The following is a 21,849-nucleotide window of genomic DNA, read 5'->3' as shown; positions in this document are numbered from 1 at the left end:
GTGGCGCAGAGGTTATGAGGAGGCATCAGGTGGTCGACGCACACCGGACATTTGTCATCGTCGGCGGAGGACTGGCCGGGGCCAAGGCGGCCGAGACGCTCAGGTCCGAGGGGTTCACCGGCCGGGTGATCATGATCTGCGACGAGCGCGACCATCCGTACGAACGGCCGCCCCTGTCCAAGGGCTTCCTGACCGGCAAGGAGGAGCGCGAGTCCGTCTTCGTGCACGAACCGGCCTGGTACGCCGCCTCCGACGTCGAGCTGCACCTCGGCCAGGCGGCCGTCCAGCTCGACCGGGAGGCCAAGACCGTCCTCCTCGGCGACGGCACCGTCGTCCACTACGACCGGCTGCTGCTCGCCACCGGCGCCGAGCCCCGCCGCCTCGACATCCCCGGCACCGACCTCGCGGGCGTGCACCACCTGCGGCGCCTCGCCCACGCCGAGCGGCTGCGCCGCGTCCTGGCCGCCCTCGGCCGGGACAACGGCCACCTCGTGATCGCCGGCGCCGGCTGGATCGGCCTGGAGGTCGCCGCCGCCGCCCGCGGCTACGGCGCCGAGGTCACCGTCGTCGAACCGGAACCCACCCCGCTGCACGGCGTGCTCGGCCCCGAGCTCGGCCGGCTCTTCACCGACCTGCACTCCGAGCACGGCGTCCGCTTCCACTTCGGAGCGAGGCTCACCGAGATCACCGGCCAGGACGGCATGGTGCTGGCCGCCCGCAGCGACGACGGCGAGGAGCACCCGGCCCACGCCGTCCTCGCCGCGATCGGCGCCGCCCCGCGCACCGGGCTCGCCGAGTCCGCCGGCCTGGCCATGGTCGACCGGGCGCACGGCGGCGGCATCGCCGTCGACGCCTCGCTGCGCACCTCCGACCCGGACATCTTCGCCGTGGGCGACGTCGCCGCCGCCCACCACCCGCTGCTCGGCACCCGGCTCCGCGTCGAGCACTGGGCCAACGCCCTCAACGGCGGACCGGCCGCCGCCCGCGCCATGCTCGGCCAGCAGGTCTCGTACGACCGGGTCCCGTACTTCTTCTCCGACCAGTACGACGTCGGCCTGGAGTACTCCGGCTACGCCCCGCCGGGCAGCTACGACCAGGTGGTGATCCGCGGCGACGCGGCCAAGCGGGAGTTCATCGCGTTCTGGCTGTCCGAGGGCCGGGTCCTCGCGGGCATGAACGTCAACGTGTGGGACGTGACCGAACCGATCCAGGCCCTGATCAGGTCCGGTGCGACCGTCGACCAGGACGCCCTGGCCGATGCCTCGGTGGCGCTGGAGGCGCTCACCGGCTGATCCCGACCGGCCCCGCAGGGCTGCGGAGGGGATTGTCGGAGCGCGGCCGTAGACTTCACGCGTGGCAGGCAGGATCAACGACGACGACGTGAAGGCGGTACGGGACGCGGTCCCGATCGACGCCGTGGTCTCCGAGTACCTCCAGCTGCGCAACGCCGGCGGCGGCAATCTGAAAGGCCTCTGCCCCTTCCACGACGAGAAGTCCCCGTCCTTCCAGGTCAGCCCCAGCAAGGGCCTGTACCACTGCTTCGGCTGCCAGGCGGGCGGGGACACCCTCGACTTCATCATGAAGATCGACCACCTCTCCTTCTCGGAGGCGGTGGAGCGGCTGGCCGGCACGGCCGGCATCACCCTGCGGTACGAAGAGGGCGGGTACACCGCCGGCACCAGCGGCCGCGGCGAGCGGATCCGCCTGGTGGAGGCGCACAAGGCCGCCGCCCAGTTCTACGTCGCCCAGCTGGAGAGCCCCGAGGCGGAGATCGGCCGCAAGTTCCTCGCCGAGCGCGGCTTCGACCAGGCCGCGGCCGCGCACTTCGGGGTGGGCTACAGCCCGGCCGGCTGGGACCACCTGACCCGCTTCCTGCGCGGCAAGGGCTTCAGCGACAAGGAGCTCATCACCTCCGGCCTGGCCCAGGACAGCCGCAGCGGCAAGCCGATCGACCGGTTCCGCGGCCGGCTGATGTGGCCCATCCGCGACATCACCGGCGAGGTCGTCGGCTTCGGCGCGCGCAAGCTCCGCGACGACGACAACGGCCCCAAGTACCTGAACACGCCCGAGACGGCGATCTACAAGAAGTCCCAGGTCCTGTACGGCATCGACCTGGCGAAGAAGGAGATCGCGAAGACGAGCCGCGCGGTCGTGGTCGAGGGCTACACCGACGTCATGGCCTGCCACATGGCCGGCGTCACCGCCGCCATCGCCACCTGCGGCACCGCCTTCGGCGGCGACCACATCAAGATCCTGCGGCGGCTCCTGATGGACAACGCCACGGCCGAGGTGATCTTCACCTTCGACGGCGACGCGGCCGGCCAGAAGGCCGCCCTGCGCGCCTTCGAGGACGACCAGAAGTTCGCCGCCGAGACCTCGATCGCGATCACCCCGGGCGGGATGGACCCCTGCGAGCTCCGCCTCGCCGAGGGCGACCCGGCCGTCGCCGCGCTGGTGGAGTCCCGGACCCCGCTCTTCGAGTTCGCCCTGCGCCACATCGTGGCCCGGCACAACCTCGAAAACCCGGCCGGGCGGGCGGCCGCCCTGGACGAGGCCGCCCCGGTCGTCGCCCACATCAAGAACATCGCCATCCAGCACGAGTCCGCCGTACAGCTCGCGGGCATGCTGGGCGTGCGCGACGAGCAGTTCGTCGTCAAGCGGGTCGCGCAGCTCGCCCGGTGGGCGCGCGACCGGGGCAACCGCCCCCCGCAGCCCTCGCGCGGCGGCCCGGCGTACGAATCCGCCCCCGCCCCGGCCGCCCAGCCGTCCGGACCGGCGCTCAACCTCCGCAGCCCCGCCCACCGCACCGAGCGCGAGCTCCTCAAGCTCGCCCTCCAGCGGCCCGAGCTGGTCTCGCCGGCCTTCGACGCGTACGGCGCCGACGAGTTCACGGCGCCCCCGTACGCGACGGTCCGCCAGGCCATCCAGGACGCGGGCGGCGCGGCCCTGGGCACCGACGACTACCTCGCCCGGGTCCGGGACGCGGCGCCGAACGACTCGGTCCGCGCCCTCGTCACCGAACTGGCCGTGGAGGCCATCCACGCCAAGACCGTCGACGAGACGTACGCCGGCGTCCAGCTGGTCCAGGTCCGCCTCCGCGCGGTCGACCGCCGCATCCACGACGTCCAGGGCTCCCTGGCCCGCCTGGGCCCCCACGCCTCCGCCGACCAGCTCGCCGCGGTGCAGAACGAACTGTGGGTGCTCCAGCAGTACGGCCAGTCCCTGCGCAACAGGGGCGCAGCCGCACTCTGACCGGACTTCCCGGACGTGTGTGCGAAGGGCATCGGGTTCGGGCCCGGTGGGTAACCATCCGGTCACGCACCGGACTCAGAAAGTGCTCGCACGCCCCTCGTGGCAGCGATGTGTCGTACCCCACACTGAGTTGCGGTGCCTGAGTCCTCGGAGCCCTGGAGGTCGCCCCCGTGCAGACCCAGACCGTGACGGAAGCCGTGCCCCCGCAGAGGCGGGCGGAGCATCACCCCGAGGCCGACGTGCCCGAGCCCGATCCCGTCCACGAGCCCGATCCCGAGGCCGTTTCCGGGCCGGCCGACGCCGAGGCCGCGGACGAGGCGCCGGTCCCGCCCCGGCGCGCCGACACGGGCGGGCCCACCTCCGACCTGTTCCGGCAGTACTTGCGCGAGATAGGCCGCATCCCGCTGCTGACGGCCGCGGAGGAGGTGGAACTGGCCCGCCGGGTCGAGGCGGGACTCTTCGCCGAGGAGAAGCTCGGCACGGCCCGCGACCTCGACTCCCAGCTCGCCGTCGACCTCGACCGGCTCGTCGTCATGGGACGGATGGCCAAGCGCCGCCTGATCGAGGCGAACCTCCGGCTCGTCGTCTCGGTCGCCAAGCGGTACGTCGGGCGCGGGCTCACCATGCTCGACCTGGTCCAGGAGGGCAATCTCGGACTCATCAGGGCGGTCGAGAAGTTCGACTACGCCCGCGGGTACAAGTTCTCCACCTACGCCACCTGGTGGATCCGCCAGGCCATGTCCCGGGCCCTCGCCGACCAGGCCAGGACCATCCGGGTCCCCGTCCACGTCGTCGAACTGATCAACCGCGTCGTGCGCGTCCAGCGCCGCATGCTCCAGGAGCGCGGGTACGAGCCCACCGCCGAAGAGGTCGCCGTCCACCTGGAACTGACGCCCGAGCGCGTCGGCGAGGTCCTCCGGCTCGCCCAGGAACCGGTCTCCCTGCACGCGCCCGTCGGCGAGGAGGACGACGTCGCCCTCGGCGACCTCATCGAGGACGGCGACGCCGCCTCCCCGGTCGAGTCGGCCGCGTTCTTCCTGCTCCGCGAGCACCTGGAGGCCGTGCTCTCCACCCTCGGCGAACGCGAACGCAAGGTGGTCCAGCTGCGCTACGGCCTCGCCGACGGGCGGCCGCGCACCCTGGAGGAGATCGGCCGGATCTTCGGCGTGACCCGCGAGCGGATCCGCCAGATCGAGTCCAAGACCCTCAACAAACTGCGCGACCACGCCTTCGCCGACCAGCTGCGCGGCTACCTCGACTGACGGCCCGCCCGGCGCGGCCGGCTCAGTCCACCTCGGCGACTGCCTGCGCGAACTGGGCCGCGTACAGCCTCGCGTACGCGCCCTGCGCCGCCAGCAGCTCGCCGTGCGTGCCCTGTTCGACGATCGAGCCGTTCTCCATCACCAGGATCACGTCGGCGTCCCGGATCGTCGACAGCCGGTGCGCGATCACGAACGACGTCCGGCCGTGCGCCAGGCGTGCCATCGCCTTCTGGATCAGCACCTCGGTACGGGTGTCGACCGAGCTCGTCGCCTCGTCCAGAACCAGGATCACCGGATCGGAGAGGAACGCCCGCGCGATCGTGATCAGCTGCTTCTCGCCCGCACTGACCCCCGCACCCTCGTCGTCCAGCACCGTGTCGTAGCCGTCCGGCAGGGTGCGGACGAACCGGTCCGCGTGCGCCGCCCGCGCCGCCGCCTCGATCTCCGCCCGGGTGACCTCCCGCGCCGCGCCGTCTCCGGAGGAATGGCGGTAGCCATACGCGATGTTCTCCGCGATCGTGCCGCCGAACAGCCAGGTGTCCTGGAGCACCATGCCGATCCCGGACCGCAGCTCCTCGCGGGTCATCTTCGCGATGTCCACCCCGTCGAGGCAGATCCGCCCGCCCGTCACCTCGTAGAACCGCATGAGCAGGTTGACCAGCGTGGTCTTGCCGGCGCCCGTCGGGCCCACGATCGCGACCGTCTGACCCGGCTCGACCGCCAGCGACAGGGCCTCGATCAGCGGCTTGTCCGCGTCGTAGCGGAACGCCACGTCCTCCAGGGTGACCTGGCCCTTGACCTCGGCCGGGCGCTCCGGAAGGTCGGCCTCCGGCTCCTGCTCCGGAGCGTCGAGGACCTCGTAGACCCGCTCGGCGGACGCCACACCGGACTGGATGAGGTTCGCCATCGACGCGACCTGCGTCAGCGGCATGGAGAACTGCCGCGAGTACTGGATGAAGGCCTGCACGTCGCCGATCGACAACGTGCCGGTCGCCACCCGCAGCCCGCCGACGACCGCCACCAGCACGTAGTTGATGTTCGAGACGAAGAACATCACCGGCTGCATCAGACCGCTGACGAACTGCGCCCTGAACGACGCGCGGAACAGCGCTTCGTTGGACTCCGCGAAGGCCTCGACGGACTCCTTCTGGCGCCCGAAGACCTTCACCAGCGTGTGCCCCGAGTACATCTCCTCGATATGGGCGTTCAGCGTGCCGGTGGTCTTCCACTGCGCCACGAACTGCGGCTGCGACTTCTTGCCGATCCGCGCCGCGATCACCACGGACACGGGCACGGTCACCAGCGCGACCAGCGCCAGCAGCGGCGAGATCCAGAGCATCATCGCGAGCACGCCCACGATCGTCAGCAGCGAGTTCATCAGCTGGCCCAGCGTCTGCTGGAGCGTCTGCCCGATGTTGTCGATGTCGTTCGTCGCCCGGCTGAGCACCTCGCCGCGCTTCTGCTGGTCGAAGTACGACAGCGGCAGCCGCGAGAGCTTGGCCTGGAGCTCCTCGCGCATCCGGAAGACCGTGCCGTTCATCACGTGGTTCGCCAGCCGCGTGGCCACCAGCATCAGCAGGCCGGCCAGGGCGAACACCACCAGCGCCCACAGCGCGACCGCCCCGACCGCATCGAAGTCGATGCCCTGGCCCGGGGTGAAGTCCGTCCCGGACAGCATGTCGGCCGTGCCGTCCTCGCCCCTGGCGCGCAGCCCCTCCAGGGCCTGCTCCCGGGTGATCCCCTCCGGCATCTGCCGGCCCACGATCCCGGCGAAGACCAGGTCCGTGGCCTCGCCCAGGATCTTCGGCCCGAGCACCGTCATCGTGACGCTGCCGACCACGGCCGCGACCATGCCCCACAGCTTGACCCGGTCCTTCGCCAGTTGCTTCAGCAGCCGCCTGCCCGAGCCCTTGAAGTCCATGGACCGCTGGGCGGGCCCCATCATCATCCGTCCACCGGGCCCGCTCATGCGGCCTCCGCCTCCGTCAGCTGGGAGAGCACGATCTCCCGATAGGTCTCGTTCCCGGCCATCAGCTCGTGATGGCGGCCCACACCGACGACCTGCCCCTCGTCCAGGACCACGATCCGGTCCGCCTCGCGGATGGTCGACACCCGCTGGGCGACGATCACCACCGTGGCGTCCTCGGTCTCGCGCGCCAGCGCCGCGCGCAGCGCCGCGTCGGTCGCGTAGTCGAGCGCCGAGAACGAGTCGTCGAACAGATAGATCTCGGGGCGCTGCACCAGGGTCCGGGCGATGGCCAGGCGCTGGCGCTGGCCGCCGGAGACGTTCGTGCCGCCCTGGGCGACCGGCGCGTCCAGCCCGCCGTCCAGCAGCTCCACGAAGTCCTTGGCCTGGGCCACCTCCAGGGCCCTCCACAGCTCCTCGTCCGTCGCGTCCGGCCGCCCGTAGCGGAGGTTCGTCGCGACCGTGCCGGAGAAGAGGTACGGCTTCTGCGGGACGATGCCCACCGTGCGGGCGAGCAGCGCCGGATCGATCCGCCGCACGTCCTCGCCGTCGACGAGCACCTCGCCGCCCGTCGCGTCGAACAGCCGCGGCACCAGCCCCAGCAGCGTGGACTTCCCGCTGCCCGTGGACCCGATCACCGCGGTGGTCTCGCCGGGGCGCGCCACGAGGTCGACACCGATCAGCACCGGGGCCTCCGCGCCGGGGTAGCGGAAGTCCGCGCCCCGCAGCTCCAGGGTCCCGCGCACGGCGAGCTCCCGTACCGTCTCGGCCGGCGGGACCACGCTGGACTCGGTGGCCAGGACCTCCTGGATGCGCTCGGCGCACACCTCGGCCCGCGGCACCATCATGAACATGAACGTGGCCATCATCACGGCCATCACGATCTGCATCAGGTACGCGAGGAAGGCGGTCAGCGCGCCGATCTCCATGCCGCCGCTGTCGATGCGCATCGCACCGAACCAGACGACGGCGACGCTGGAGATGTTCACGACGAGGATGACGGTGGGGAACATCAGCGCCAGCAGCCGTCCGGCGGACAGCGAGACGTCCGTCAGCTCGGTGTTCGCCTGCCGGAAGCGGTCCTGCTCGTAGGTGTCCCGTACGAACGCCCGGATGACGCGGTTGCCGGTGATCTGCTCCCGCAGCACGCGGTTCACCGTGTCGAGCCGGGTCTGCATCCGGCGGAACAGCGGCCGCGTCCGCAGCACGACCGAGCCGACCGCGATGCCGAGCACCGGGACGACGGCCAGCAGCACTCCCGACAGCCGCACGTCCAGCGCCAGCGCCATCGCGATGCCGCCGACGCACATGATCGGTGCCGACACCATCAGGGTGAACGCCATCAGCGTCAGCATCTGGATCTGCTGCACGTCGTTGGTCGTACGGGTGATCAGCGAGGGAGCGCCGAACTGGCCCAGCTCGCGGGCCGAGAAGCTCTGCACCCGGTCGAACACGGCGGCCCGGACGTCGCGTCCCAGCGCCGCCGCGGTGCGCGCGCCGAAGTAGACGGCTCCTGTGTTGCACGCCAGCTGGACCACGCTGACGCCGAGCATCACGGCACCGAAGCCCAGGATGTAGCCGGTGTCGCCCTTGACGACGCCCTGGTCGATGATGTCGGCGTTCAGCGTCGGCAGGTAGAGGGTCGCGCTGGTCTGCAGCAGCTGGAGCAGGACCAGCAGCGCGATGGGTTTCCGGTACGGGCCCAGGTGGGTCCGCAGAAGTCTGATGAGCACGCGTAGGCTCCGGGTCGGCAAGATCGGGGGTTCACCCCATCTTCGGCCAACCCGGTCGCGGATCCTCACCGATTTTCGCAAAGCCGGTCCAAAGGCCGACCGTGCGTGTGAACCGGGTGGGTCAGAAGGCGCCCGGGTGGATCTGCTCGCGCGTGGCGATGTACTGCTGCCGCACGGCCTGCCAGGCGGCGAGCTCCTCGCCGGCCTCGAAGACCTGAACGGCCGCACCCTGCCAGGCGGGCGGCGTGCGCGGGTCCAGCGTGCCCTGCTGCACCCCCAGCGCCCAGGCGGCCTGGCGGGCGGCGCCGAGGGCCGCGTAGTCCGCGGGCTGCGGCACCACGATCTGCGTGCCGAAGAGCCCGGGAGCCGCGGCCTGGACGGCGGGCAGCTCGGCCGCCGCGCCGAGGAGGAACACCCGGCGGATCTCGACCCCGCGGGTCCGCAGCACGTCGAGCGCGTCCACCAGCCCGCAGAGCATCCCCTCGAAGGCCGCGCGGGCCAGGTGCTCGGGCTTCATCGAGTCGCGGCGCAGCCCGCTGAGGGTGCCTGCGGTGTGCGGCAGCTCCGGGGTCCGCTCGCCTTCCAGGTAGGGGAGCAGGACCAGCCCGTGCGCGCCGGGCGTGGACTTCAGAGCCAGGGCCGAGAGCCCTTCCAGGTCGGTGCCCAGCAGCTCGGCGGTGCCGCGCAGGGTCCGTACGGCGTTGGAGGTGTAGACGACCGGCAGGTGCATGCCCGTGGCGTCCGCCAGCGAGGTGATCATGCCGTCGGGCTCGGAGAGCGCCGAGTGGTGCACGGCCATGACCGATCCGGAGGCGCCGAGCGAGACCACCGCGTCGCCCGGACCCAGGCCCAGTCCGAGGGCGGCCGCCATGGTCTCGCCGGTGCCGGCGGATATCAGCAGGCCTTCGGGGGTGGTGCCGGCGGCCTCGGCCGGGGCGAGCACCTCCGGCAGCATCGCGCGGTGGCCGAGCGCCAGCTCCACCAGGTCGGGCCGGTACGTGCCGGAGGCCGGGGACCAGTAGCCGGTGCCCGAGGCCGCGCCGCGGTCGGTGGTCCGGCGTGCCGGGCGGCCCAGGAGCTGCCAGACCAGCCAGTCGTGCGGCTGGAGGAGACCGGCGATGCGGCGGGCGGCGTCCGGTTCGGTGCGGGCCAGCCAGGTGAGCTTGGCGATCGCCTGCGCGGACTGCGGCACGCACCCGACGGCCTCCGCCCAGGCCTGTCGGCCGCCGAGCGCGTCGATCAGGTCGAGTGCCGCGACCTGGGCCCGCTTGTCGTTGCCGACGAGGGCCGGGCGCACCAGCCCGCCCTTGGCGTCGAGCGGGAGCAGGCCGTGCTGCTGGGCGGAGACGCCTATGGCCTGCACGCCCTCCAGGAGACCGCCGCCCGCCGCCTCGCCGAGGGAGAGCAGCCAGCCCTGCGGATCGGTCTCGTGCGGTCTGGGTTCGCCTTCCGGCTGGGGATGGGGCGCGTAGCCCTGGCGCAGCACGGCGCCCGTGTCCGTATCGCAGACGACGATGCGAGTGAAGGCGGAAGAGCTGTCCAGCCCGGCGACTATCCCCATGCGGGAGATTGTGCCGCACGGGCCGGAGCGCTCGACCGCGACCCGGGGCGGGCTCAGGTGTTGCTGGTGCCCCACTCGTCGTCGAAGCCGTTCGACCGGGCCTTGAGGGAACGGACCCGGTGGCCGAGGGAGTCGGGGATCGCGTCGCCGACCTTGTCGCTCACCGCGGCGAAGGCCTTGCCCGCGAACTGGCTCGCCGACTGGCCGGCCGTCTCGGCGGCGTTGCGTACCGCAGGGTTCTGCGAGATCTCCCGCGCGGACTTCTTCAGCTGCTCGTAGCGCTCGCGCCCCGCACGGGTCCCCAGCACGTACCCGAGGGCCAGTCCGACGGCGAACGTGAGCCTGTACCGCATGCCTGCCACCCTTCGTTGTGTCGGTGCCCGGCTGCCCATCGGTACGTCTGGCGATACCGATTGGCGGAGCACCCCCCTGCTTGCGCTAATCTATGTCTCGCAGCGAACGCACGCCGCCCGGCAAGGCCGGAGGAGCGTCTGTTCGGTGCAACGCAGCAATCCCCTGTAGCTCAATTGGCAGAGCAGCCGGCTGTTAACCGGCAGGTTACTGGTTCGAGTCCAGTCGGGGGAGCGCGATCCCCTGTAGCTCAATTGGCAGAGCATTCGGCTGTTAACCGGAGGGTTGCTGGTTCGAGTCCAGCCGGGGGAGCCAGACGGAAGAGGACCCCCTGCCGGGTCCTCTTTCGCATTTTCCGACCGCTTCCGGGAACCGGGCAGCGCTCAGCGCGGTCTCTCTGAACAAGCGAAGCCGATCATGCGGGGCATCCGAAGCAGGAGATCGTATGAGCGGCTATGCTGCGGCAGACGGCGCGCACACGTGTACGCGCCACGCCGTAGAGGGGCGGTAGCTCAGCCGGTTAGAGCAGCGGACTCATAATCCGTCGGCCGTGGGTTCGAGTCCCACCCGCCCCACTGCGAGCCGCAGGTGCAGAAACGATCGCACCTGCGGCTTTGGCGTTTCTGGCGGCAGGTTGCGGATCCGGGACGCGTGGAGCCGCGGGCGGGGGTCCTCCCGCCCGGGGCTCAGCCGCCGTCCCGTCCCGCTAGACGGCCTCGGTGGCGTCCGCCAGGTGGCGGAGGACGTCGGTCAGGTTCTCGCGGCGGGCGTAGACGGCCCGCTGGCGGTGTGCGCCCGAGCCGTCGCGGAGCAGGGCGGCCAGGGCGTCCGCGGTGTGGTCGAGGTCACCGGCCTCCGCCAGAGCCGGGGCCAGCAGGTCGAGGAGGGCTCCGGCCAGGGTTGCGGCCGGCACCTCGGCGCCGGTGTACGGGTCCAGGCCGTAGCCCTCCAGGCCGTCGTGAGCGGCCCGCCAGCGCGCCAGTCGCAGGATGTCGTCCCGGACCGGCGGCACCGGCTCGTCCGCCTCCCGCAGCGCGGTGGCCACCAGGGCCCGGCCGAGGGCCGCCTGGAGAACGGCGGCGTCCAGGTCGGGGGACATGTCGGGGGCCCGGATCTCGAGCGTGGGCCAGGCTCGCGAGGGGCGGAGGTCCCAGTAGACCATCTTGGTGTCGAGGGCGGCCCCGGAGCTCAGCAGCATCTCCACGGAGTGCCGGTAGTGGGCCGTCGAGGTGAAGTGCGGGGGAAGCCCGGCGGACGGCCAGGATCCCCAGGCCAGTGCCCGCCAGCTGGCGTGACCGGTGTCCCGCCCGTCCCAGAACGGCGAGTTGGCCCCCAGCGCGATCAGCGTGGGCAGCCAGGGCCGCACCCGGTTGGCGACCCACACCGCGGTGTCGGTGTCGAGCGAGCCGACGTGGATGTGCCGGCCGCACCCGATCAGGTTGTCCGTGAGCGCCCCGAAGCGCTGGTACTGCTCGCGCTGGCGCGGCTCGTCGTGGTTGAGGGCGAGCGGGACCTGCCGGGCGAGGACCGGGGACGGGCTGGCCAGCAGCCGGCAACCGTGCTCCCGCGCCGCCTTGGTCAGCAGCCGCCGCAGGCCCGCCAGCTCTGCGCGGAGCCGGCCGGCCGTGCCGGCGACGGGGGTGGCGATCTCCACCTGGTAACGGGTGCCTTCCGCGTGCAGCTCCGGCCGGACCCCGCCGACGGAGGCCAGGACTTCGGGTGCGGCAGGCACCAGCCGCCAGGTGCGGGCGTCTACGAGCAGGAACTCCTCCTCGACGCCCAGAGTGAGGGGGACCGTCCCGGCCTGCCGTACGCCGGTCCCGGGATTGCCTGAAGTGCTCTTGCCAGGTTCGATCACTGCGCCTCCCTGGACATACGAGTCGTTTCATCATGAGCCGCCCAGCGGCCGCAGGCGAACGCCCTTTCGGTCAATCCCGGGTGAACGGCGGCGAGTTCCATTGCGCCTGTTGTGCGAACAGTCCGTGTCCGGCGCCCCGGGGCGGCCCCCGCGATCTCCAAGGGGCCGCGGATCCGTCCGGGCATCCCAGCAAATGAGAACGTGTTCTCGAATGTGAAGCGCCCGGTTACCATCCCGTGTGACTCGAACGACTTCGGACAAGGCAACCCCCGACCGACCGGACCGGCCCGGCGGGGAAGGGGCGGGAGGGGCGCGGCCCCGGGCGCGGATATTCGCCGACCTGACGCCGCTGCGGACCTCCGCGGACTACCGGCGCCTGTGGGTCGGGAACACCATCTCCTGGCTCGGCCAGGGCATGACCGCACTCGCGATCTCGCTCCAGGTCTACGACATCACCGGGTCCAGCTTCTCCGTCGGGCTCGTCGGGCTCTTCTCCCTCGTGCCGCTCGTCGTCTTCGGGCTGTACGGCGGCGCGATCGCCGACACCGTAGACCGGCGCAAGCTCGGGCTGTACAGCGCCGCCGGGGCCGCCGTGCTGTCCGTCGCCCTCGCCGCGGCGGCAGTGCTCGGCTACCACCGGGTCTGGTTCCTGTACGCGGTGGTCGCCCTCCAGGCGGTCTGCTTCGCGCTGATCTCGCCCGCCCGCAACTCGATGATCCCCAAGCTGCTCCCGCCCGAGCAGCTGCCCGCCGCCAACGCCCTCGGGTCCGTCACCAACACCACCGGCATGATGGCCGGCCCCATGCTGGGCGGGCTGATCGTGGGCTGGTGGGGCTACCAGGCGGCGTACCTGATCGACGTGGTCACCTTCGCCGCCGCCCTCTACGCGATGTGGCGGCTGCCCTCCATGCGGCCGGACCGGGCCGAGGGCGCGCGCGGCCCGGCCTCCGTGCTCGACGGGCTGCGCTTCCTCGCCACCCGGCCGAACATCCGCATGACCTTCTTCTCCGACATGTGCGCCATGGTGCTCGCACACCCGCGCGCGCTGTTCCCGGCCGTCGCCGTCCTCTGGTACGACGGGGACGCGAAGACGGTCGGCCTGCTGGTCGCCGCCCCGGCGGTGGGCGCCCTGCTCGGCGGGCTGTTCTCCGGCCGGCTCGGCCGCATCCGGCGGCACGGGCTCGCGATCCTGCTCGCCGTGGCCGCCTGGGGCACCGCGATCGCGGTCTTCGGGCTCACCCGCAACCTGTGGCTCGGGCTGTTCTTCCTCGCGCTCGCCGGCTGGTCCGACACCGTCTCGATGGTGTTCCGCTCGACGATGCTCCAGGCGGCCACCCCCGACGAGATGCGCGGACGGCTCCAGGGCGTCTTCATCGTGGTCGTCGCGGGCGGACCGCGCCTCGGCGACTTCCTCGCCGGCACGGTCGCCGACCTCACCTCGCCGGGCATCGCCGTCACGGGCGGAGGCGTCGCCTGCGTGCTCGCCGTCGCGCTGCTGGCCGCCCGGTGGCGCGCCTTCGCCCGCTACGACGCACGGGACCCGCAGGCCTGAGGGCGGCGGCGGGGGCCGTCGCGGGCGTGACGGCCTCCCTGCCCGTGCCGAAGGCCCTGCGGCTCGAGCCGGAAGGCCGCGCCGCCCAGAACCAGACCTTCGAGTCGCTGACCCTGCTCCCGGGCGGCCGGACCCTGGTCGCGGGCGTCGAGGGCCCGCTCGCGGGCGACGGCACCGACGCGCGGGGCCGCACCCTCCAGCGGATCCGGACCTGGGAGCGGCGCCACGGAGGGGAGTTCGTCCCGGCCCGCCGGTACGCGTACGCCGTCGACCCGGGCCACGGGCTCGTCGAGCTCGCGGCGACCCGGGACGGGCGGCTGCTGGTCCTGGAGCGCGGATTCACGCGGGAGTTCAAGATCACCGCACGGCTGTACGTCGCGGACCCCGCCGGCGCCGCGGACGTGAGCCGGGTCGGGAGCCTGGCCGGGGAGCCGCGGTTGCGCGCGGTCCGCAAGACGCTCCCCGCCGACCTCGACGACTGCCCCGCCCTCGGGGCCCCTTCGAAGCTCCCGCGGAACCACCCGCTCGTCGACGACATCGAGGCCATGGCCGTCACCGGCGCCGACGGCAGCAGGCGGCTGCGGCTGCTGCTCGCCTCCGACGACGACGAGCTCCCGCAGCAGATCACCCGCCTCTACCGGCTGGAGGTCACCCTGCCGCACCGCTCCCGGCGCTAGGGAGTGTCGTCAAAGTGGCGTCGGCCTTCGCCGACCACCCCGCGGACCAGGCCCAGTGCCACCAGGTCCTGGGGGCGGACGCGGAGCTGCTCGGCGGTCAGCGGGGCCTCCTCGGCGGGCCGTTTGAGGATGGCCGCGGCCAGTTCCGGGGCGATCACGGAGAAGTAGCTGTCCGGGGTGGCCCAGGTGTTGCCGGGCGCCGCCAGAGCCAGGGCGCCGCCCGAGCCGCCCTCGCCGATGAGCAGCGTGGTCACCGGGACCCGGGCCGCCGCCACCGCAGCGAAGGTGTCGGCGATCGCCGGACCCGCGCCCGCGTGCTCCGCCGCGGCGTCGTTGGCCGCGCCGGGGGTGTCCACCAGCGTCAGCACGGGGAAGCCGAGCCGGTCCGCGAGCCGGATCAGCCGGGACGCGGTCCGGTACCCGGCCGGGCGGGTCGCGGTGCCGCACTGGGCGGCGTAGGCGACGGTCCGGCCCTCGCGCAGCCCGAACCCGCACAGCATCCCCGGGTCGGTGCCGCCGGCCCGGTCCCCGGACAGCGGCATCCGCAGCTCGAAGTACGCGTCCAGATAGGCCTCGGCGCGCGGCCGGCCGGGATGCCTGGCCTGCTGTACGGCCGCCCAGCCGGTCGCGGGCAGCGGCACGGCCGCCGGTACGGACGGGGGCTCGGCGGGGACCGGCGGCCGGACGGGGGCGGCCAGCAGCCACAGCCAGGCGGCCAGTGCGTCCGGCAGGTCCGCCCGCGGCACCACGGCGTCCACCTGCCCGGCGGCGTACTGGCCTTCAGCGGAGTACGCGGCCGGATCGGCGTCCGCGGGCCGGACCCGCGACCCGGCGAAGCCCACTTGCGCGCCGGGCAGCGCGAGGACGACGTCGGCACCGGCGCCGAGGGTGGCCCAGCCGCCGCCGGTGGTCGGATCCTGCACGACGGCGATCTGCGGCAGGCCCGCGGCCCGGGTCAGCACGGACTGCCGGGCCACGCGCTGGAGCTGGGTGAGGGCGAGCATGCCCTCCTGCATCCGCGAACCGCCGGTGGCGATCAGCGAGACGAGCGGCAGGCGGCGGTCGCGGGCGTGGGTGTACGCGGCTTCGAGGCGGTCTCCGGTGCGCTCGCCGAGCGAGCCGCCGAGGAAGCCGAACTCGAAGGAGATCAGCACCGCTTCGCGGCCGCCGATGCGGGCCGTGCCGCAGACCACGGACTCCTGCTCGCCGGTGCGCGCGGCGGCGCGGGCGCGCGAGGCGTCGTAGCCGGGCCAGCCGAGCGGGCCGTCCGGGGCGGACCCGCCGGGCGGCGGCGGCAGTTCGGTGAAGCTGCCCGGGTCGGTGACGGCGGCGAGGGTCGCGCGGGCGGAACGGCGGCCGGGGCCGGCCGCGGTGCCGTTGCCCGGCGTGCTGCCGCCCGGCGTGGCGTCGCCGGTCACGAGAGGGACTTCTTCATGACCTTGCCCAGATCGTTGCGCGGCAGGGCGTCGAGGTACCGGACCGTGCGCGGCCGCTTGTGCGGGGCGAGGCGCCCGGCCACGTGCCCGGCCAGCTCCTCCGCCGAGGGCGGCGCCTGCGGGTCCTCGGGCACGATCCAGGCGACGACGCGCTCGCCGAGGTCGGGGTCGGGCTCGCCGGTCACGGCGGCCTCGCGGACACCCGGATGGTCGAGGAGGGCGTTCTCGATCTCGCCCGCGCCGATCTTGTACCCGCCGCTCTTGATGAGGTCGGTGGCCTTGCGGCCGACGATCCGGATGTTTCCGTCCCGGTCGCGCACGGCCATGTCGCCGGTGCGGAACCAGCCGTCCGCGGTGAACGCGGCCGCCGTCGCCTCCGGCCGGTTCAGGTACTCCGTGAACAGGCTCGGGCCGCGGACCTGGATCTCGCCGATGGTCTCGCCGTCGGACGTGCCGAGCGGGTCGAGGATGCCGTCGGTCCCGTCGGTCCCGTCGGCGTCGTCAGGTTCGTCGGACTCGTCGACCAGGCGCAGTTCCACGCCCTTGACGGGCAGGCCGACGCTGCCCGGACGGCCGGCCGGGTCGGCGGCCGGGTCGCGCTGGGAGCACAGCATCAGGGTCTCGGTCATGCCGTAGCGCTCGATCACCCGGCGGCCGGTCGCGGCGGCGAGCCGCTCGTGGTCGTGCAGCGGGAGCCCGGCGGAGCCGGAGACCAGCAGGCGGGCCCCGGCCAGCGCCTTCGCGAGCGCCGGATCGTCGCCGACGGCTCCGGCGAGGCGGTGGTACATCGTGGGTACTCCGAAGAGCATCGTCCCGCCGCCGGACAGGGCGCTCGCGACGCCGTCCGCCGAGAACGCGCCGAGGTGGTGCACGGATCCGCCGCGGCGCAGCGGCCCGAGGACGCCGAGCACCAGCCCGTGGACGTGGAAGAGCGGCAGGGCGTGGACGACCGTGTCGGCCCCGGTCCAGCCCCAGGCGTCCTCCAGCGCGTCGAGGCTGGAGGCGAGGGCCCGGCGTGGGAGTACGGCACCCTTGGGCGGGCCCGTGGTGCCGGAGGTGTAGATCACGAAGGCCGGGTCCTCGTCCCCGGCGGCCGTGCGGACCGGTGCGGCCGCGGCGGCATCGCTCCGGACCTCGACGTCCGTACGGGGCAGGGCCGCGAGCCGGGCCGGGAGCCCGGCGCCCGCCGCGGCGAGGACCAGGTCCGGGGTGCTGTCGGCCAGGATGTGGGCGAGCTCCTGCTCTCCGGTCTTCGGGTTGAGCGGCACCACGGGCACCCCGGCCAGCAGCGCGGCCACCGCCCCGACCGCGGTCTCCAGGGACGGCGTGGCCCAGAGCGCGACGCGCCGGCAGCCGGTGAGCCCGGCGGCCAGGGTGCCTGCCGCGTCGGCGAGTTGGCGGTACGTCAGGTCCCGGTCGCCGAAGCGCAGCGCCGTCCGGTCCGAGGGGATGTCCAGGGCGGGGAAGAGGTTGGCCACGGGTTCACCCTACGGTGCCCACGGGAGCGGGAGGGTGATCTTCACGGCATAGACGGCGACCAGTCCGCAGCCGACCCGGAAGGTCCAGGCGCGGGCCGCGGGGGAGATCCTGGACCCGGCGAACGAACCGGCCAGCACGAGGAATCGCTGCCAGGCGAGCGAGGCGAGGAACACGGCTCCGGCGAAGACCGCGCCGGCCGTCCCGCGGGCGAGCGCGGCGCCCTGCGCGGTGGTGAGGGCGGCGCCCTGCGCGGTGGTGAGGGCGGCGAAGTAGAGCGCGGTGGCGGGATTGACGGCGGTCAGGCCCGCGAACCGCCCGAAACTCCGCCGGGCACCGCCCCCGCGTCCGGCACCGCCCCCGCGTCCGGTGCCGTCCGGGCGGCCGGGGTCCTCGTCCGGGCGGTGCTGCCCCGGCGCGGGTCGGTCCCGGCGGGGGGAGCCGCGGTGCGCAGGCCGTGGGCGGCGAGGGCCAGGAGGATCAGGGCGGAGAGGAGGCCGGCGCTCTAGGAGCCGTCCGCCGTGAGCGCCGATTCCCAGGTCAGCGTCGTCCCCCGGGTGCCGGTATCCGTGCGGCCGTCGTCCTCGACCCGCAGCCGGACGCGTGCGGGGTCCGCGTCGACCTGCACCTCGATCGAGGTGACCCCGGTCCGCCGGTGGGCCGCCGCCAGCGCGCTCCGCAGGGCCGCCAGCAGGTCGTCCGCCACCGCGTCCGGCAGCAGCGCGTCCACCGCGCCCGAGAAGTGCACCGACGGCTGGAATCCCAGCAGCACCGCCGCTCCGCCGGTCTCCCGCAGCACCCGGCCCCGGAAGGTGGTCGGCGCGTCCGTCGGCGGCTGCTGGAGCGCGAAGATCGCCGTCCGTACCTCCTGGATCGTCGAGTCCAGCTCGTCCACCGCGCGGCCCAGCTCGTCGCCGACCGTGTCCGCCACCGGCGCCGCCGCCCCGCGCCGCCGGGTCGCGTCCAGCATCATCTCCGTGGCGAACAGCCGCTGGACCACCAGGTCGTGCAGGTCGCGGGCGATCCGGTCGCGGTCCTCGTACACCGCCAGCTGCTCCCGGTCGTGCTGCGCGTCCGCCAGCACCAGCGCCAGCGCGGCCTGCGAGGCGAACTGCGAGGCCAGCAGCCGGTCCACCGCGTCGTACGGCCTGCCGCCGCGGCGGCGCGGCAGCGCGAGCGTGCCGATCAGCTGACCGCCGCTCTGCAGCGGCAGCAGCATGCTGGGCCCGAACCGCTCCCGCACGTGCGTGGTCATCCGGGGGTCGGTGGCCGAGTCCTCGACGAACACCGGCTCGCCGCCCAGCAGCTGTTCCAGCACCGGACTGCCCGGCGCGATCGTGGTGCCGACCAGGTCGCCGGGGTCGTCGTGCGTGGAGGCGGCCACGATCTCCATGCCGCCCTGCGGGGTCGGCTGGAGCACCACGCCGGCCGCCGCGTCCGCCAGCAGCCGCGCCCGCTCGGCCACGCACATCAGCGCGTCCGCGGCCGGGCGGCCGGCCAGCAGGGTCGTGGTCACCGCGGCCGCACCCTCGATCCACCGCTCGCGGCGGCGGGCCGTCTCGTACAGCCGGGCGTTGCCGATCGCTATCCCCGCCTGGGAGGCCAGCACCCGCAGCAGGGCCAGGTCGTCGACCGTGAACGGTTCGCCGCCCTGCTTCTCGGTCAGGTACAGGTTCCCGAACACCTCGGTGTGCACCCGGATCGGCACGCCGAGGAAGCTGCGCATCGGCGGATGGCCGGGCGGGAAGCCCACCGAGCGAGGGTCCTCGGTGAGGTCCGCGAGCATCAGCGGCCGCGGGTCGCGGACGAGCGCGCCCAGGATCCCCGACCGCCCGTCGGGCAGCCGGGGGATCCGGGCGCGCTCCTCGTCCGTCATGCCTGCGGTGATCAGATCGGTGAGCCGGCCGCCGGTCTCGCCATCGGGTTCGAGGACGCCCAGCGCGCCGTACCTCGCCCCGCACAGCTCCCGCGCGGACTCCACGATGTGCTGGAGCGTGGCGTGCAACTCCAGGTCGCTGCCGACGCTGAGGACGGCTTCGAGCAGCATCGGCAGCCCGTGCGGGACGGGTCGCTCGGCCGGGGCCCGGCCGGAGCCGGGCGGGTCCGGCGGTCCGGTCACGCCGGTCATTCGGACAGCGGGTCCAGGACCATGGGGGCGATCTTCCCTTCGAGCATCGCGCCGAGACCGAGCACGGCGCACACGTCGGGCCGTTCCGCAATGGCGACGGGCATCCCGGTGGCGTCGCGCAGCATCTGGTCCAGCCCCGGCAGCAGGGCGCTGCCTCCCACCATCATGATTCCCCGGTCCGTCAGGTCGGCGACCAGGTCGGGCGGGCATTCGCGCAGCACCTTGCCGATGCCGTCGAGGACGGCGGTCAGCGGGGTGTGGATGGCGTTGCGGACCGCCGCCGTGTCGACCTGTACGGAACGGGCGAGTCCGGTGGCCACGTCGCGGCCGTGGATCTCGGTGGAGGCGGGGCCGTGCGGGGTGATGCCGTTGCCGTGCAGGGCCAGCTGGAGGGGGCGTACGGCCTGGCTGGGCAGCATCAGCTCGTGCTGGTGGCGCAGGTGCTGCACGATCGCGTGGTCGATGGCGTCGCCGCCGACCGCGATCCGTTCGGCGGTCACGATGGAGCCGAGCGAGAGCACGGCGATCTGGGTGGCCGCCGCCCCGCACACCATGATCATCGTCGCGGTCGGCTGCTCCACCGGCAGGCCGCAGCCGACGGCCGCCGCGATCAGGGTGTCCACGAGCTCGACCCTGCGGGCGCCGAGCCCGACGAGGGTCTCCACGGCGGCGCGCTGGGCGAGCGGGTCCGCGTCGTGCGGGGTGCAGGCCGCGGCCCGCAGCCGGGGCTTGCGGCGCAGGGCGCGGCGGAGCTTCTCGCCGAGCAGGTGGCGCAGCATCCGCTGGGCCATCTCGATGTCGACGACCGTACCGCCGGAGACGGGGCGGACCACCCGGATGTAGTCGGGGGTGCGGCCGGTCATCCGTTCGGCGAAGGTGCCGACGGCGATGAGGGCGCCGGTGCGGGTGTTGACCGCGGCGACGCTGGGCTCGTCCACGACGAGGCCGGCGCCCTTGACGTAGACGCGGGTTCTCGCTGCCCCCAGATCGACGGCAACGTGGCAGCGGCGCAACTGCTCAAGGCTGACGGTCACGGCGGATCCTCCCGAGACGCTGACGCTGGTGCTGAAAGACCGGCGACCGCCGATCACATTTCGCATCATTTCGGGCAAAGTGGGCGTGTCGCGCGCTGGGGTGGGCCAGCCGGGGGGTCTGACGGTGCGCCGAGCGAGTCGTGAGGTGCTGCACGGGGGTGGTCTTCTGGCGTGTCAGGCAGCACCATTCCGCTACTACTCGCGCGTAACCAGGTAAGGGGGAGGCCGTGCTGACGGTCCGCCAGAGACTGTGCACCCTGCTCGCGCTCATTGCGGCCCTGCTCGTGCAGCTGCCCGCCCAGGCCGCCGAACGGGTGGCCGACACCGCCGCTGAGCAGGCACTGTCCGGCAATCCGGTGGTGTTCGTCCACGGCTACAACGCCGACCCCGGCGTCTGGGGCGAGCTGCGCTCCGACCTCCGGGCCGCCGGCTACCCCGACTCGCGGCTGTTCTCGTGGGGTTACGACACCCACCAGTCGGTTAACGAGGTCCTGGCCGGCCGCTTCGCCGCGTACGTCGACGAGGTCCGCCGCCAGACCGGCGCCGCGCGCGTCGACGTCGTCTCGCACTCCTTCGGCTCGCTCGTCAGCCGCTGGTACGTGAAGTTCGGCGGCGGCGCCGGCGCGGTGGCCCACTGGGTCTCGCTCGCCGGTCCCAACCACGGCACGTACATCAGCTGGGGCTGCGTCATCTGGGACCAGGCCTGCCGCGACATGAGCCCCGGGTCGTACGTCCAGAAGAAGCTGGCTGAGGGCGACGAGACGCCCGGCGCGGTCGCGTACGCGACCTTCTGGTCCGACTGCGACGAGGTCGTCAACCCGGACAGCAGCGTCCCCCTCACGGGCGCGGCGAACACGTACGCCGGCTGCCTCAAGCACAACGACTTCCTCTGGAACGACGGCGTCTCGGCCGGCGTGCGCGCCTTCCTCGCCTCGTAGCCGTCAGGGGGTGCCGCCGGGGAAGGAGACGCGCTGGAGCAGCCCCCAGGTGAACTCCGCCACGCACGGACGGCCGGTGGCCGGGTCGGTGAAGGCCAGCCGCCAGCGGGTCGGGGCCGTGCCCTCCATCGGGCGCACCGGGGCGAAGGCCCGGGCCACCTCGTCCACCGTGCAGGACCAGGGCAGCAGGTCGGCCGCGGAGGCCGGCGACGGGCCGGCCGCACCGGGGGCGCGGACGAGCCATTCGTTCCACACCGCGCCGTCCGGGGCGGCCAGCACCTCGAACCGCAGGTCCGGCCAGAGCGGTACGGGCCACAGCAGCGCCTCGCACTCCAGGTCCCCGATGGTCCGGCGGGCCACCGACACGGGCGGGCCGAGGACGGAGCGGTAGCGGGCGAGCGCACCCCGCGACCGGGGCGAACGCACCATCGCCTGCCAGCGTTTGTTCGCCTCGCGCTGCTCGGCGAGGGAGGCGCCCAGCCGGAGCCGGGCGCGCTCGGCCAGCTCCGGCTGGAAGTCCGCCAGCCGGCGCAGGAGGACGAGCTGGAACGCGGCGGGCCCGAACGCGGCAGGTCCGCGGGACGCGGCAGAGGCAGTCATGGCAGCCAGATTTCCACACAGGATC

17 protein-coding genes and 3 tRNA genes are annotated in these 21,849 nt (G+C 73.3%); 9 read left to right on the top strand and 11 right to left on the bottom strand.

The genetic code is table 11. The features are described from left to right. Positions 1 to 29 precede the first annotated feature (29 nt). The 3 genes from ACZ7H1_RS08715 (at position 30) to ACZ7H1_RS08705 (ending at position 4,514) form a co-directional block, all read left to right on the top strand. Complete coding sequence (locus ACZ7H1_RS08715; protein WP_470784892.1) at positions 30 to 1,292, top strand: NAD(P)/FAD-dependent oxidoreductase; 1,263 nt, start codon at positions 30 to 32, stop codon at positions 1,290 to 1,292. Positions 1,293 to 1,353: 61 nt separating this feature from the next. Next, entirely contained in the window at positions 1,354 to 3,252 is a 1,899-nt protein-coding gene (dnaG, locus tag ACZ7H1_RS08710) for a DNA primase (protein ID WP_470784890.1), read from the top strand. Positions 3,253 to 3,407: 155 nt separating this feature from the next. Continuing rightward, complete coding sequence (locus ACZ7H1_RS08705; RefSeq protein WP_470785156.1) at positions 3,408 to 4,514, top strand: RNA polymerase sigma factor; 1,107 nt, start codon at positions 3,408 to 3,410, stop codon at positions 4,512 to 4,514. A 22-nt stretch (positions 4,515 to 4,536) separates the two neighbouring features. On the opposite strand, the gene ACZ7H1_RS08700 is transcribed toward ACZ7H1_RS08705, so the two are convergent. The 4 genes from ACZ7H1_RS08700 to ACZ7H1_RS08685 form a co-directional block, all read right to left on the bottom strand. Next, positions 4,537 to 6,483, bottom strand: a complete 1,947-nt coding sequence (locus tag ACZ7H1_RS08700; protein WP_470784889.1) for an ABC transporter ATP-binding protein — start codon at positions 6,481 to 6,483, stop codon at positions 4,537 to 4,539. Beyond that, the gene (locus tag ACZ7H1_RS08695) at positions 6,480 to 8,213 is read right to left on the bottom strand and encodes an ABC transporter ATP-binding protein (RefSeq protein WP_470784887.1); all 1,734 of its coding nucleotides are present in this window, start codon (positions 8,211 to 8,213) and stop codon (positions 6,480 to 6,482) included. The genes ACZ7H1_RS08700 and ACZ7H1_RS08695 overlap by 4 nt, the downstream gene beginning before the upstream one ends. 121 nt (positions 8,214 to 8,334) lie before the next feature. Then, positions 8,335 to 9,774 (bottom strand): FGGY family carbohydrate kinase, encoded by a 1,440-nt coding sequence (locus ACZ7H1_RS08690; protein WP_470784886.1) that lies wholly within the window; start codon positions 9,772 to 9,774, stop codon positions 8,335 to 8,337. Between the two features lie 53 nt (positions 9,775 to 9,827). Next, positions 9,828 to 10,136: a YtxH domain-containing protein gene (locus ACZ7H1_RS08685; protein WP_470784884.1), complete on the bottom strand. Its 309-nt coding sequence runs from the start codon at positions 10,134 to 10,136 to the stop codon at positions 9,828 to 9,830. A gap of 150 nt (positions 10,137 to 10,286) precedes the next feature. Between ACZ7H1_RS08685 and ACZ7H1_RS08680 the strand changes: the two genes are divergently transcribed. The 3 genes from ACZ7H1_RS08680 (at position 10,287) to ACZ7H1_RS08670 (ending at position 10,700) form a co-directional block, all read left to right on the top strand. Next, positions 10,287 to 10,359, top strand: a tRNA-Asn gene (locus ACZ7H1_RS08680). A 5-nt stretch (positions 10,360 to 10,364) separates the two neighbouring features. Next, a tRNA-Asn gene (locus tag ACZ7H1_RS08675) sits at positions 10,365 to 10,440 on the top strand. A gap of 186 nt (positions 10,441 to 10,626) precedes the next feature. Next, positions 10,627 to 10,700 (top strand) — tRNA-Ile (locus ACZ7H1_RS08670). A 131-nt stretch (positions 10,701 to 10,831) separates the two neighbouring features. Here the strand turns inward: ACZ7H1_RS08670 and ACZ7H1_RS08665 are convergent. After that, complete coding sequence (locus tag ACZ7H1_RS08665) at positions 10,832 to 11,983, bottom strand: carboxylate-amine ligase (protein WP_470784882.1); 1,152 nt, start codon at positions 11,981 to 11,983, stop codon at positions 10,832 to 10,834. A gap of 328 nt (positions 11,984 to 12,311) precedes the next feature. On the opposite strand from ACZ7H1_RS08665, the gene ACZ7H1_RS08660 reads away from it, so the two are divergent. Both ACZ7H1_RS08660 and ACZ7H1_RS08655 read left to right on the top strand, forming a co-directional pair. Beyond that, positions 12,312 to 13,535: an MFS transporter gene (locus ACZ7H1_RS08660; RefSeq protein WP_470785154.1), complete on the top strand. Its 1,224-nt coding sequence runs from the start codon at positions 12,312 to 12,314 to the stop codon at positions 13,533 to 13,535. A gap of 26 nt (positions 13,536 to 13,561) precedes the next feature. Next, a complete protein-coding gene (locus tag ACZ7H1_RS08655; RefSeq protein WP_470784880.1) occupies positions 13,562 to 14,212 on the top strand; it encodes an esterase-like activity of phytase family protein in 651 nt (216 codons plus the stop codon). Here ACZ7H1_RS08655 and ACZ7H1_RS08650 read toward each other — a convergent pair. The 5 genes from ACZ7H1_RS08650 to mreB all read right to left on the bottom strand — a co-directional run bounded on the left by ACZ7H1_RS08650 (position 14,209) and on the right by mreB (position 20,286). Then, positions 14,209 to 15,510, bottom strand: coding sequence for a carboxyl transferase domain-containing protein (locus ACZ7H1_RS08650; RefSeq protein WP_470785152.1), 1,302 nt, complete (start codon positions 15,508 to 15,510; stop codon positions 14,209 to 14,211). The two genes, ACZ7H1_RS08655 and ACZ7H1_RS08650, sit on opposite strands and share 4 nt — an antisense overlap. Positions 15,511 to 15,626: 116 nt before the next feature. Then, positions 15,627 to 17,126, bottom strand: a complete 1,500-nt coding sequence (locus ACZ7H1_RS08645; RefSeq protein WP_470784878.1) for an acyl-CoA synthetase — start codon at positions 17,124 to 17,126, stop codon at positions 15,627 to 15,629. A gap of 9 nt (positions 17,127 to 17,135) precedes the next feature. Next, positions 17,136 to 17,300 (bottom strand): hypothetical protein, encoded by a 165-nt coding sequence (locus tag ACZ7H1_RS08640; RefSeq protein ID WP_470784876.1) that lies wholly within the window; start codon positions 17,298 to 17,300, stop codon positions 17,136 to 17,138. A gap of 329 nt (positions 17,301 to 17,629) precedes the next feature. Beyond that, the gene (locus ACZ7H1_RS08635; RefSeq protein ID WP_470784875.1) at positions 17,630 to 19,252 is read right to left on the bottom strand and encodes a GAF domain-containing protein; all 1,623 of its coding nucleotides are present in this window, start codon (positions 19,250 to 19,252) and stop codon (positions 17,630 to 17,632) included. Beyond that, positions 19,249 to 20,286 (bottom strand): rod shape-determining protein MreB, encoded by a 1,038-nt coding sequence (mreB, locus tag ACZ7H1_RS08630; protein WP_470784873.1) that lies wholly within the window; start codon positions 20,284 to 20,286, stop codon positions 19,249 to 19,251. Before mreB ends, ACZ7H1_RS08635 begins: the two co-directional genes overlap by 4 nt. A 227-nt stretch (positions 20,287 to 20,513) precedes the next feature. Between mreB and ACZ7H1_RS08625 the strand changes: the two genes are divergently transcribed. Further along, positions 20,514 to 21,224: an esterase/lipase family protein gene (locus tag ACZ7H1_RS08625; RefSeq protein WP_470784872.1), complete on the top strand. Its 711-nt coding sequence runs from the start codon at positions 20,514 to 20,516 to the stop codon at positions 21,222 to 21,224. A 3-nt stretch (positions 21,225 to 21,227) separates the two neighbouring features. On the opposite strand, the gene ACZ7H1_RS08620 is transcribed toward ACZ7H1_RS08625, so the two are convergent. Then, on the bottom strand, positions 21,228 to 21,824 hold the full coding sequence (locus ACZ7H1_RS08620) for an RNA-binding protein (protein WP_470784870.1): 597 nt from the start codon (positions 21,822 to 21,824) through the stop codon (positions 21,228 to 21,230). Positions 21,825 to 21,849: the final 25 nt, after the last annotated feature.

Source organism: Streptomyces sp. NPDC037401, from assembly GCF_055602345.1.
This window is presented reverse-complemented; position numbering and strand designations above follow the sequence as displayed.

Bases quoted from the DNA above. Each gene is read 5' to 3' on its own strand.
- ACZ7H1_RS08700 (WP_470784889.1), bottom strand. From the start codon at position 6,483: ATGAGCGGGCCCGGTGGACGGATGATGATGGGGCCCGCCCAGCGGTCC.
- ACZ7H1_RS08690 (WP_470784886.1), bottom strand. From the start codon at position 9,774: ATGGGGATAGTCGCCGGGCTGGACAGCTCTTCCGCCTTCACTCGCATC.
- ACZ7H1_RS08620 (WP_470784870.1), bottom strand. From the start codon at position 21,824: ATGACTGCCTCTGCCGCGTCCCGCGGACCTGCCGCGTTCGGGCCCGCC.
- ACZ7H1_RS08635 (WP_470784875.1), bottom strand. From the start codon at position 19,252: ATGACCGGCGTGACCGGACCGCCGGACCCGCCCGGCTCCGGCCGGGCC.